Origin of the sequence: Mitsuokella jalaludinii DSM 13811 (assembly GCF_000702905.1) — a bacterium.
Taxonomy (GTDB): domain Bacteria; phylum Bacillota; class Negativicutes; order Selenomonadales; family Selenomonadaceae; genus Mitsuokella; species Mitsuokella jalaludinii.
Genome location: NZ_JNKR01000020.1, coordinates 21,852 through 33,319, shown reverse-complemented (window position 1 = coordinate 33,319; position 11,468 = coordinate 21,852). Strand labels below are relative to the sequence as shown.

The window sequence follows — 11,468 nt, the reverse complement described above, 5'->3', positions numbered from 1 at the left end:
CTGCCACGCTTGTGGCCATATCATGAGCGGCAAAGAGAAACTGACGCTCAAGGACCGCGAGTGGATCTGCCCGAAATGTGGGATACACCACATTCGCGACGTGAATGCGGCCAAAAACATCCTAGCGCGAGCCAAAGCAAAGCTCGTATCCATGCATTGATGCAAACCTATCTTGTCCGTTTGGCAACTTGCGGACGCTAATGGCTTTGGTAATTACCGGACCTCTGCTGTACCTCGCAAGACTGCGAATGCAGTAAGCCTGGCCTATCTAAGCAAATTGAGGTATCGAAAGATTCCCTCAAGCTCGCGACTTCAGTCGCGGGTAGTTGACCGACTTCAGCTCACCTACAGACTTGTTCCTTACACTATCCACCCGGCCATATCCGCCGACGGAAACACCCCAGGGCAGGTATTCTTTTATCAGGTCCATGATTCTTTTAAGCCTGTCGTAGCTCAGCAGGAACGGATCTGCCCCCTGCAGAAAAATACGCTTTACCTTCCATCCGGAATCCCGGATCTCCTGAAGATCCTCCCGTATCTCACTCTCCGGAGATACGGAAAAAGGTGCTTCCTTGTAAAAGGTGCAAAAGCGGCACTTATTATGCGAACAACTCGACGTTACTTGTAAAAAACAGGAACCAGCCTCATAAGGCGGTCTGACGATTCCACATGAAAAATGCATACGAATTCCTCCTCGTTTCTATATGTCCTTATATCTCACTTTGTCGATATATAATGGTTTAAATTAAACGGGATCTTCATCCCGTCTAATCCATACACAACTTAAATTTCGTGACTGAAGTAGTCTGCCAGCGCAGCGAGGGTCTCTTCATTCCGTCTGTAATATGTCCACTTTCCGCGCCTTTCGGAAAGAAGCAAGCCTGCTTTTTGCAGCATATCTAGGTAATGAGATACGGTTGACTGTGATATCCCGGCTTTGTCGCGGATGCTTCCAACACACACACCGCCTTTTAGATCCACCCCATCATCAAAATGTCCTCCCTGCGGCGGAAAGTTTTTCTCCGGTTCCTTCAACCACTCAATAATACTGAGCCGTGTTTCATTTGATAGTGCTTTAAAAATTTCAATCTTATCCATACATTTATTATATCCATCTTTCGCGATATGTCAATGCTTATAAGCAAAAAAAAACGGCTGATAGAGAAATATTTACTCTATCAACCGCCACATCAGAGCCATACAATGCCATCGCTGATGAGATTTCGGAAACTACGGCCTCATGGGAAACGGCGTCACAAGAAAGGCAACGAAGAACATCGTGGCAAGTTCGTCATATCGCCTCCCATCGAAGAGCGTCCTGCCAGTGCAGCGAACCGTTCCGTCCGTGGCCACTGGGAAGCGGCTACAAAACACCATATGAGGTCTATTTCTCAAAGGTGTTGCACTTAGCTTGACAATTCGCCGGCTTATTGAGCCCCATATTTACTTTTGCCTTGACAGGAGACAGACCGTCTCAACGTGCGAAGTCATCGGGAACATGTCGACGGGCTGGACTTTTTCGGCCTTGTAGCCGAGGGGCTCGAGGATGGCGATATCGCGGGCGAGGCTGGCGGGATTGCAGGAAACGTAGACGATGCGGTCGGGGTGCATGTTGGCGAAGGTCTTGAGGACGGTCTCCGTGCAGCCGGCGCGCGGCGGGTCGACGACGACGACATCGGCGCGCACGCCCTGCTTGTAGAGGCGCGGCATGACTTCTGTCGCATCGCCGACGATGAACTCGGCGTTGCGGACATTGTTGTCGCGGGCGTTCTTCTGTGCGTCGAGGATGGCCGGCTTGACAATCTCGATGCCGTAGACCTCGCGGGCCTTCTGCGCGAGGAACAGGGTGATCGTACCAGTGCCGCAGTAGGCATCGATGACGGTCTCTTCTCCCTTGAGGTTTGCGAATTCCAGGGCCTTGTTGTAGAGGACTTCCGCCTGCTTTGTGTTGACCTGGAAGAAGGACCGCGGCGAGATGTGGAAGGTCAGGCGGCCGATGCGGTCGAGGATGGTCGGCTTGCCCCAGAGCAGATTCGTCTCGCGGCCCATGATGACGTTGTTGCGATACGTCTGGATGTTCTGATGGATGCTGACGACATGCGGCAGGCGCTTGCGCAGGGCCTTGACGAACTCCTTCTCGCGCGGCAGCTGCTTGGTGGCAGTGACGATGACGACCATGAGCTCGCCGTTCTCGCCGACGCGGCCGACGACATGGCGCAGGACGCCGGTGTGGCGGTCCTCATTGTAGACCGGGATGCGCAGTTCGGTGATGATCTCGCGCACGGCGTTGACGATCTCATTGTTGCCTTCCTTCTGGATGTGGCAGTCGTGTGTGTCGATGATCTCATGTGATCCCTGCGCAAAGCAGCCAATGACGGTCTTTCCCTTGACGCGCCCAATCGGGAACTGCATCTTGTTGCGGTAGTTCCACGGGCTCTCCGCGCCGATGGTCGGCTCGACGAAGAGGTCTTTCTGGCCGCCGATGCGCGTGACGGCGTCGATGACCTGCTGGCGCTTGGCCTTGAGCTGTGCCATGTAGTCGAGGTGCTGGAGCTGGCAGCCGCCGCACTGCTCGTAGATTGGGCAGGCTGGCACAACACGGTCACGGCTGGCGCGCAAGACCTTGATGAGATGGCCCTTGGCATACGTCTTTTTGACCTCATCAATGGCAGCCTGCACGGATTCACCCGGCAGGGCTCCCGGCACGAAGACTGTGAAGTCTTCGTAGCGCCCTACCCCTTCGCCGCTCGTGCCGAGCGTGCGGATCTCGATCTCATATGATTTTCCTTTTTCGACGGGAACTTTGTGTTTCATGATATTATCCTTTTGCAAATGTCAATTTCTCGAAGAGTTCCGCTGGGTTAGCGAGGATGACCTTGGCGCCGTGCTCGAGAAGCTCTTTCTCGGGACGGAAGCCCCAGAGCACACCAACCGGCAGGAAGCCGGCGTTGACGGCCGTGTCCATGTCGACGCTCGTGTCGCCGAAGTAGGCGACCTCTTCGGGCTTTACGCCGTATTCCTTGGCCATCATGAGGACCTTCTTCGGATCTGGCTTGATGGGAAGACCGGGGCGGTCACCCATGACGGTCGTGAACGTTCCCGCGGGGAACATACCGCCGATGATCTCGTCGGCCGCCTGCTGGTGCTTGTTGGTGCAGACGCCCATCGGGATGCCCTTGGCCTTGAGCGCGTCGAGCATCGCCTGGATGCCCGGGAACGGCCCTGTGTGGTCGCGGTGGTGCTCGTAGATGGCCTGATAGCGCTTCATCGCCTCGATGACAAAGGCCTCATCGGCGGCCTTCTCCTTCGGCAGGGTGCGCTCAATGAGCTTCTTGGAGCCGTTGCCAAGGTAATAGCGGTATTCATCAAGAGGATGCGTCGGGAATCCGTAGGACTCGAGCATTTCGTTGACACTGATGGCCAGGTCTTCGAGCGTGTCGACAAGCGTGCCGTCAAGGTCGAAGATGGCAGCTCTGTATTGCATGATGACTCTTCCTTTCTTTTTATCAAAAGCCTTCCCAGTCGGGAAGGCTTTTGTACTTCCAGTATCCTGTTTTAGTCGGCGAGCTTTTCGGCGAGCATCTTGTTGACCATCTGCGGGTTTGCCTTGCCGCGCGTGGCCTTCATGACCTGGCCGACGAGGGCGCCGATGGCTTTCTTCTTGCCGCCCTTGTACTCGGCGACGGCCTTCGGGTTCGCCGCGATGGCCGCGTCGACGGCCGCCTCGATGGCGCCCGTGTCCGTGATCTGGACGAGGCCCTTGTCCTTGACGATCTTCTCCGGATCATCCTCGTTCGTCCACATCTCCTTGAAGACCTTCTTGGCGATCTTGCCGGAGATCGTGTCCTTCATGATGAGGCCGATCATCTTGCCGAGGCGCTCTGCGCTTACCGGGGACTTCGTGATGTCGATGCCGTCCTCGTTGAGGTTCTTGGCGAGGTCGCCCATGATCCAGTTGGCCGCGAGCTTCGGGTCAGCGCCCGTCGCGACGACGGAGTCAAAGTACTCGGCCATGGCGCGCGAGCTCGTGATGATGCCGGCGTCGTAGTCGGACAGGCCGTACTCTTTCTCGAGGCGGGCGCGGCGTGCATCCGGCAGTTCCGGCAGCTCGCTGCGGTACTTCTCGATCGTCTCCTCACTCGTGACGATTGGCGGCAGGTCCGGCTCCGGCATGTAGCGGTAGTCGTGGGCGTTCTCTTTGCTGCGCATCGAGAGCGTGATGCCGCGGGCCGGGTCGAACGTGCGCGTCTCCTGGACGACGTGGCCGCCGTCCTCGAGCACGTCTTCCTGGCGCTCGATCTCGTAGTTGATGGCGTCCTCGAGGTTCTTGAAGGAATTGATGTTCTTCATCTCCGTGCGGGTACCGAGCTCTTTCGTGCCGACCGGGCGCAGGGAGACGTTGATGTCGGCGCGCAGGTTGCCCTCTTCCATGCGGCAGTTCGAGACGTCGATGTACTCCATGATGGCCTTGATCTTCTCCATGTAGGCGCGAGCCTCTTCCGCAGAACGCAGGTCTGGCTCGGAGACGATCTCGAGGAGTGGCACACCCGTGCGGTTGTAGTCGACGTTGCTCGTCGCGGAGTCCTTGATGGTCGTGCCGGAGTGGACGAGCTTGCCGGCGTCTTCCTCCATGTGGATGCGCGTCAGGCGGATGCGCTTCTTCTCACCGTCGACGTCGATATCGACCCAGCCGTGCTCAGCGATCGGCAGGTCGTACTGGGACGTCTGCCAGTTCTTCGGCAGGTCCGGGTAATAGTAGTTCTTGCGGTCGAACTTGCTGTACTTGTTGATCGTACAGTTCGTCGCGAGGCCGGCCTTGATGCCGAACTCGACGACGCGCTTGTTGACCGTCGGCAGAACGCCCGGCAGGCCGAGGCAGACCGGGCAGACATGCGTGTTCTGCTCTGCGCCGAAGCCCGTAGCACAGCCGCAGAAGATCTTCGTTTTCGTCTTGAGCTCGCAGTGGATCTCAAGGCCAATGACTGCTTCGTATTTCATCAGTGGTTCCCTCCCAGCTCAGGCATCTGCTTGTGGTAGTCCTGGATCTGCTCATACGTGTAGGCCGTGCGGATCAGTGTCTCCTCCGCGAGCGGCTTGCCGATGATCTGCAGGCCGATGGGCAGGCCCTTGCTGCTCTTGCCGCACGGGATGGAGATGCCCGGCAGGCCGGCGAGGTTCAAGGGGACGGTGCAGACATCCTGCAGGTACATCTGCAGCGGGTCTGCAATCATCTCGCCGATCTTGAAGGCCGGCGTCGGAGCCGTCGGCGCCATGATGACATCGACTTTCTTGAAGGCTTCCGTGTAGTCCTGCTGGACGAGCGTGCGGACCTTGAGTGCCTTGAGGTAGTAGGCGTCATAGTAGCCGGCGGAGAGCGCGTAGTTGCCGATCATGATGCGGCGCTTGACTTCCTCGCCGAACTTCTCGTCGCGCGTGTTCGTCATCATCTGGACGAGGTCCTCGCCGTCGACGCGCTCGCCGTAGCTGACACCATCGTAGCGCTCGAGGTTCGTCGCGGCCTCAGCCGGCGCGATGAGGTAGTACGTGGAGATCGCGTACTCCGTGTGCGGCAGGGAGATCTCGACGACTTCTGCGCCGAGTTCCTCGTACTTCTTGATGGCCGTGCGGACAGCCTGCTCGACCTCCGGGTCCATACCCTCGACGAAGTACTCCTTCGGCAGGCCGATCTTGAGGCCCTTGACATCTTCGACGAGCGCCTTCGTGTAATCGGGCACCTCTGCTGCGCTCGACGTGGAGTCCATCTCGTCGTGGCCGGCGATGATATTGAGGATGTTCGCGCAGTCGGTGACATCGCGTGTCAGCGGGCCGATCTGATCGAGCGAGGACGCATAGGCGACGAGACCGTAGCGCGAGACGCGGCCATACGTCGGCTTCATGCCGACGACGCCGCAGAAGGAAGCCGGCTGACGGATGGATCCGCCCGTATCGGAGCCGAGTGCCCAGATGGCCGTGCCAGCGGCGACGGCTGCGGCACTGCCGCCCGAAGAGCCGCCCGGCACGCAGTCGAGGTTCCACGGGTTGTGCGTCACATGGTAGGCGGAGTTCTCTGTCGAGCCGCCCATGGCGAACTCATCCATGTTGACCTTGCCGAGGATGACAGGATTCTCAGCCTTGATCTTCGTCATGACCGTCGCGTCGTACGGCGGCACGAAGTGCTCAAGGATCTTCGAGGCGCAAGTCGTCTTGACGCCCTTCGTGCAGATGTTGTCCTTGATGGCCCCCGGGATGCCCTCGAGGAAGGAGATCTTCTCCCCTGCCGCGATTTTCTTGTCGACGGCCTCTGCCTGTGCAAGAGCCTCCGCGCGCGTGATCGTCAGGTACGCCTCGACATCGCCCTCGACCTCATCGATGCGGCTGAGCACGTCCTGCGTCAGCTCGACCGAAGTGATTTCCTTGTTGACGAGCATGTCGTGCAGGACATGCGCCGGTTTATCGTATAATCTCACAATCGTTCCCTCCGTCAGTCCTCAAGTACCTTCGGCACCTTGAAATAGCCGTCTTCCTGCAGCGGCGCATTCGCGAGCGCTTCCTCGCGCGGCAGCGACGGCTTGACGACATCCTCGCGGAAGACGTTCTGCATCGGCAGCGCGTACGTCGTTGGCTTGACATTGTCCGTATCGACTTTGGAAAGATTGTCCATGTACGTCAGGATCGAGTCCATCTGCTGGATGTAGGTCTCAGCTTTGCCCTCCGGCACCGAGAGGCGGGAGAGGACCGCAACGTTCTCCAGGTCTTCTTTCGTTACTTTCATATTTTCACCATCCAAATCAAATTGCATGTTCATGCTCGTGCTGAAAAACACCTTTTTATTATAGCACATTCTGGGGCAGCAAAAAAGAGAACCGCCCGTATAGGGCGGCTCAAAACATCGTGATGGGGTCGATGTCGATGGCGACATCGGCGCGCAGGTGGAGCCCCTGCTCCTTGAGGAAGTCGTGCACGGCTGAAAGATTGGCCGTCTTGATGAGCACGACGAAACGGTAGACGCCGCGGAAGCAGGCGATGAGCGCGGGCGCAGGGCCGATGACCTGATGGCCCTCGCGTCCTGCGAAAGCGAGCTCGAACGCCTTGACGAGCGCGGTGGCATTCGCCCTCGCCTTCTCCTCCGACGCGTCCTGGTAGAGCAGCTTGACGAGGCGGCTGTATGGCGGGTAGAAGAGTTCCTGACGGAGGGCAATCTCCTTGTGAAAGAAGCCCTCGTAGTCCTGCCGGATGCCGCAGGTCACGGCGTAGTGCGTGGGATTGTAGGTCTGAATGACGACCTGGCCGCGCGTCTCGTGACGCCCGGCGCGCCCCGCCGTCTGCGTGATCAGCATGAAGCAGCGCTCTGCCGCGCGGAAATCCGGCATGTTGAGGCTTGAGTCGGCGCTGATGATACCGACGGCCGTGACATTTGGGATATCGTGCCCCTTGGCGACCATCTGTGTGCCGAGCAGGATGTCGTACTCGCCGCGCCGGAAGCTCTCGAGGATCTCCTGATGGGCGAATTTCGTCGTCGTCGTGTCGCGGTCCATGCGGATGACGCGCGCGGACGGCACGAGCTGCCGCAGTTCCTGTTCGAGCTTCTCCGTGCCCGAGCCGAAGTACTTGATGTAGCGGCTGCCGCACTTCGGACAGACATCGGGCACTGGCTCCTGCACATCGCAGTGATGGCACTTGAGTTGGCCGCTGCGGTGGTAGACGAGCGGCAGGCCGCAGTGGCGGCAGCGGATGACCTCGCCACACGAGCGGCACATGACAAACGTCGAGAAGCCGCGCCGGTTGAGCATGATGATGACCTGCTGGTGCTGCGCGATGGTGTGCTCGATGAGCTCCTGCAGCGAGCGCGAGATGATGTGGCGGTTGCCCATGCGCAGCTCCTCGCGCATGTCGACGCAATGGATGATGGGCAGCGGGATGTCGCCGATGCGCCGCGGCATGACGAGCAGCGTGAGCTCCCTCTGTGCCGCGCGGAAGTACGACTCGAGCGACGGTGTCGCACTGCCCAGGAGTAGCACGGCCCCGTGGACGCGCGCAATCTTCTCGGCGACGACGCGCGCGTGGTAGCGCGGCGACTCGTCCTGCTTGTAGCTCATGTCTTGTTCCTCGTCGAGGATGACGAGGCCGATGTCATCGGCCGGCGTGAAGAGCGCCGAGCGCGCGCCGATGATGATGCCCGCCTCATTGCGGCGCACGCGCAGGATGGCGTCGTTGCGCTCCGCGAGGCTCAGGCGGCTGTGCATGACGACGAGATCATCGGGAAAGTACGCCTTGAAGGCCATGACGACCTGTCCCGTCAGCGCGATTTCCGGCACGAGCACGATGACGCGGCGGCCGGCCGCGCGCACGCGCTCAGCGAGCTCGATGTAGACCTGTGTCTTACCGCTGCCCGTGACGCCCTTCAAGAGGAATCCCTGATAGCGCGCGGCATCGATGGCCGGGTAGACGCGTGCGACGACCTGGCGCTGGTCATCCGTCAGCTCAATCGCGCTGCGCGTCGCCTTGGCGTCACGATAGCTGTCGCGCAGCACGCGGCGGCGGCGAATGGCGGCGAGACCAGCCGCCTCCAGATTGTGGACAGTCGCCAGACTGACGTGCTGCGCCTTCAATGACGCGAGCGGTATCTCCGGCGTCTCCTGCAAGAGTTTCAGGAGATGTGCCTGCGCCTTCTTGCGCCGATAGCCTTCCAGGAGCTGCGGCGTGACCTCACCGCAGAGCGCGACGAATTTCTCGTACTGGGCCGCGTCGCGCTTCTGCGCCTCGTAGACCTTGCGGACGATGTGGTACTTCTGCATCTTCTCGAGAAAGTCAGCCACATCCGCCTGCCACTCGGGCAGCGCCTTGGCAATCGCTGCCTTCTTCTGCGGCCCCTCGCGGCGCAAGTAGTCGTAGATAGCGCGGCAGCCCGGCATCGCGAGCAGCATGTGGTCCTGCTGGCTCTCGTCCGCTTCGTAAAGTACCGTGATGCGCAGGCCGCTCTTGCCCGGCATGAAGAGCCTCATGATCTCGGCCAGCGAGCAGAGATAGAACTCCGAGAGCCAGCGCGCGATCTCGATCATCTGCGGCGAGAACCAGCACTCCTCATCGACGGCGGCGATGATGTCCTTGAGCTTGATCTTCTCCGGCGCTTCTGCGAGCTCATGCGTCTCGACGACGAAGCCCTCGACCTTGCGGCTGCCGAACGGCACGAATACGCGCCAGCCCGCCTCGATCTTGGCGAGTTCCTGCGGCACGCGGTACGTATAGGCCCGCGCAATGCTCTTGACGGGGATATTCACAAAAACATCGGCTGTCTTCATCCGTCTCTTTTCTTCCTTTCTGGATCTTGTCTTCTGGATTGTGTCTGAATCGTGATGCCTTCCATTATATCCTGTCGCCTGCCATCTGGTCAAAGGAGCTGCCTCGCTATCGCCCTGCCGTTCACTCCACTGAAAGGCCGATGTCGCTGCGCAGCTGGACGGCCTCGGCGATGTGCTTGGCTGCAATCTCCTCCGGTGCCCCGTCGAGGTCCGCAATCGTGCGCGCGACCTTGATGATCCTGTCGTAAGAGCGGGCCGATAAGTTCATGCGGCGGAAGGCCAGCTCTAAAAGCGACTGTGCCTCGTCCGTGAGCGGACACACACGCTGCAGGATGGTGTGGTTCATCTGGGCATTGCAGAAGCGGCCAAACGGATGTAGGCGCGCGAGCTGGCGCTGCCTTGCCTGCTCCACGCGGCCTCGTATCGTCTCAGACGACTCAGCGCGCCGCTTCGAGGTCAGTTCCTGATAGGCGACGCGCGGCACGCGGATGTGGATGTCGATGCGGTCGAGCAGCGGCCCTGATATCTTGCGCGTGTAGCGGCGGATCTCGCTCGGCGTGCACTCACACGTCCGGCCGCCCGACTCATCGCCGTAGTAGCCGCACGGACAGGGATTCATCGCGCAGATCAGGATCATGCTCGACGGGAACGTCAGCGTCGCGTGGACGCGCGAGATTGTCACAGCCCGGTCCTCCAACGGCTGCCGCAGGACCTCAAGCGTCGCCTTCGAGAATTCCGGCAGCTCGTCGAGGAACAAGACACCGTGATGCGCGAGCGTGACCTCGCCGGGACGCGGCACACTGCCGCCGCCGATCATCGCGACCATCGACGTCGTGTGGTGCGGGCTGCGGAACGGGCGCTCCTGCACAAGGCCGCCGCCCTGCGGCAAAAGACCCGCGATGCTGTAGATTTTCGTGACCTCGAGCGCCTCCTCGCGCGAGAGGCGCGGCAGGATGGAACTCAAACGGCGTGCGAGCATCGTCTTGCCGGAGCCCGGCACGCCGATCATCAGCAGGTTGTGACCGCCCGCCGCCGCAATCTCGAGCGCCCTTTTTGCCTGGAACTGCCCCTGCACATCAGCGAAGTCATCGCAGAGTACAGGCCGCTCCTCTGCCTCCGACGGCACAGCCGGCGCAAGCGCTTCCTGCCCATTGAGGAACTGCACGACCTCATTGAGCCGGTCGAGCACATAGACCGTGATGCCCTCGACGAGCAGCGCCTCGTTGGCATTGCCGCGCGCAACAAAGACGGACGTCAGCCCCTTCTCTCGCGCGGCGATGACCATCGGCAGGATGCCGTGCACTGCGCGGCACTCCCCTTCCAAGGAGAGCTCTGCTGCAAAGAACGACGTCTTGATTGAGTCCTGCGGCACAACGCCGTACGCTGCGAGGAGGCCGATGGCGATTGGCAGGTCGAGGCCGGGACTGTCCTTGCGGATGCCGGCCGGCGCGAGATTTATCGTGACCTTCTCCTGACGCAGCTGAATGCCGGAGTTGCGGATGGCCGTGCGCACGCGCTCCTTCGACTCACGCACCGCCGTGTCTGGCAGCCCGACGATATCAAAGGCAGGCAGTCCCGCCGCCGAATCGACTTCCACGGCGATGATGAGCCCGTCGACGCCCATCGTCGTGCCGCCAAATGATCTTGCAAACAATCGCAATCCCCCCAATCTCTACGACTCGCCTGCCGTTCTGCTTTTCCGCTCGAGAAGGCAGGTAGCCTGCAAAATGCTCACGTCTCAAACGCGCCGGGCAGGTGATGGATTTCCCAGCGCTCCCCTGCGACGCAGACCTCAATGACATCAAAACGACAGAGACAACCGTCGAGATGTCTCTGCCGCAAGAACCAGCGCGCAGACTGGATGATTTTCTGTTGTTTCCGGTAATCGACAGCGGCCGCTGGCCGACCGAAGCGCCTCGTGCGCCGCGTCTTGACTTCAATGAAGGCCACGGTCTGCCCAGTGCCGGCCACGATGTCGATTTCCCCGCGCGGCGTGCGAAAATTGCGCGCAAGAATCTCGTAGCCAGCCTCCTTGAGAAAGACGGCCGCGGCCTCTTCGCCCTGACGGCCAAGTTTCGTCGTGTCCATGATTCTCTCCACATTCCCTGTAATTTTCAAACGATTCGTATAGTTTCATTATAGGGGCTGAGCGAGAAAGAGTCAAGCATC

11 protein-coding genes are annotated in these 11,468 nt (G+C 59.9%); 1 reads left to right on the top strand and 10 read right to left on the bottom strand.

Going from position 1 to position 11,468, the window contains the following annotated elements:
* Positions 1-160: zinc ribbon domain-containing protein (locus tag T518_RS11645; RefSeq protein WP_155948064.1), on the top strand; the 160-nt coding region annotated here is incomplete at its 5' end.
* A gap of 138 nt (positions 161-298) precedes the next feature.
* Here T518_RS11645 and T518_RS09225 read toward each other — a convergent pair.
* The 10 genes from T518_RS09225 to T518_RS09180 form a co-directional block, all read right to left on the bottom strand.
* Positions 299-682 carry a radical SAM protein gene (locus T518_RS09225; RefSeq protein ID WP_211248203.1) on the bottom strand — a complete coding sequence of 128 codons (384 nt, stop codon included), beginning with the start codon at positions 680-682 and terminating at the stop codon, positions 299-301.
* Positions 683-783: 101 nt separating this feature from the next.
* Complete coding sequence (locus T518_RS09220) at positions 784-1,098, bottom strand: ArsR/SmtB family transcription factor (RefSeq protein WP_036378436.1); 315 nt, start codon at positions 1,096-1,098, stop codon at positions 784-786.
* 345 nt (positions 1,099-1,443) lie between these two features.
* Positions 1,444-2,814: a 23S rRNA (uracil(1939)-C(5))-methyltransferase RlmD gene (rlmD, locus tag T518_RS09215; protein ID WP_036378435.1), complete on the bottom strand. Its 1,371-nt coding sequence runs from the start codon at positions 2,812-2,814 to the stop codon at positions 1,444-1,446.
* Between the two features lie 4 nt (positions 2,815-2,818).
* Positions 2,819-3,484: an HAD family hydrolase gene (locus T518_RS09210; protein ID WP_036378434.1), complete on the bottom strand. Its 666-nt coding sequence runs from the start codon at positions 3,482-3,484 to the stop codon at positions 2,819-2,821.
* 71 nt (positions 3,485-3,555) lie between these two features.
* Entirely contained in the window at positions 3,556-4,998 is a 1,443-nt protein-coding gene (gene gatB / locus T518_RS09205) for an Asp-tRNA(Asn)/Glu-tRNA(Gln) amidotransferase subunit GatB (RefSeq protein WP_036378433.1), read from the bottom strand.
* Positions 4,998-6,467, bottom strand: coding sequence for an Asp-tRNA(Asn)/Glu-tRNA(Gln) amidotransferase subunit GatA (gatA, locus tag T518_RS09200; protein WP_036378432.1), 1,470 nt, complete (start codon positions 6,465-6,467; stop codon positions 4,998-5,000). The genes gatB and gatA overlap by 1 nt, the downstream gene beginning before the upstream one ends.
* Positions 6,468-6,481: 14 nt before the next feature.
* Positions 6,482-6,772: an Asp-tRNA(Asn)/Glu-tRNA(Gln) amidotransferase subunit GatC gene (gene gatC, locus T518_RS09195; RefSeq protein WP_036378431.1), complete on the bottom strand. Its 291-nt coding sequence runs from the start codon at positions 6,770-6,772 to the stop codon at positions 6,482-6,484.
* A 109-nt stretch (positions 6,773-6,881) separates the two neighbouring features.
* Positions 6,882-9,299: a replication restart helicase PriA gene (priA, locus tag T518_RS09190; protein WP_036378430.1), complete on the bottom strand. Its 2,418-nt coding sequence runs from the start codon at positions 9,297-9,299 to the stop codon at positions 6,882-6,884.
* A 121-nt stretch (positions 9,300-9,420) separates the two neighbouring features.
* Complete coding sequence (locus T518_RS09185) at positions 9,421-10,953, bottom strand: YifB family Mg chelatase-like AAA ATPase (RefSeq protein ID WP_036378429.1); 1,533 nt, start codon at positions 10,951-10,953, stop codon at positions 9,421-9,423.
* A gap of 77 nt (positions 10,954-11,030) precedes the next feature.
* Positions 11,031-11,387 carry a YraN family protein gene (locus tag T518_RS09180; protein WP_036378428.1) on the bottom strand — a complete coding sequence of 119 codons (357 nt, stop codon included), beginning with the start codon at positions 11,385-11,387 and terminating at the stop codon, positions 11,031-11,033.
* Between the last annotated feature and the right edge of the window lie 81 nt (positions 11,388-11,468).

Bases quoted from the DNA above. Each gene is read 5' to 3' on its own strand.
- T518_RS09210 (WP_036378434.1), bottom strand. From the start codon at position 3,484: ATGCAATACAGAGCTGCCATCTTCGACCTTGACGGCACGCTTGTCGAC.
- T518_RS09225 (WP_211248203.1), bottom strand. From the start codon at position 682: ATGCATTTTTCATGTGGAATCGTCAGACCGCCTTATGAGGCTGGTTCC.
- gatC (WP_036378431.1), bottom strand. From the start codon at position 6,772: ATGAAAGTAACGAAAGAAGACCTGGAGAACGTTGCGGTCCTCTCCCGC.
- T518_RS09180 (WP_036378428.1), bottom strand. From the start codon at position 11,387: ATGGACACGACGAAACTTGGCCGTCAGGGCGAAGAGGCCGCGGCCGTC.
- priA (WP_036378430.1), bottom strand. From the start codon at position 9,299: ATGAAGACAGCCGATGTTTTTGTGAATATCCCCGTCAAGAGCATTGCG.
- gatB (WP_036378433.1), bottom strand. From the start codon at position 4,998: ATGAAATACGAAGCAGTCATTGGCCTTGAGATCCACTGCGAGCTCAAG.
- rlmD (WP_036378435.1), bottom strand. From the start codon at position 2,814: ATGAAACACAAAGTTCCCGTCGAAAAAGGAAAATCATATGAGATCGAG.
- T518_RS09220 (WP_036378436.1), bottom strand. From the start codon at position 1,098: ATGGATAAGATTGAAATTTTTAAAGCACTATCAAATGAAACACGGCTC.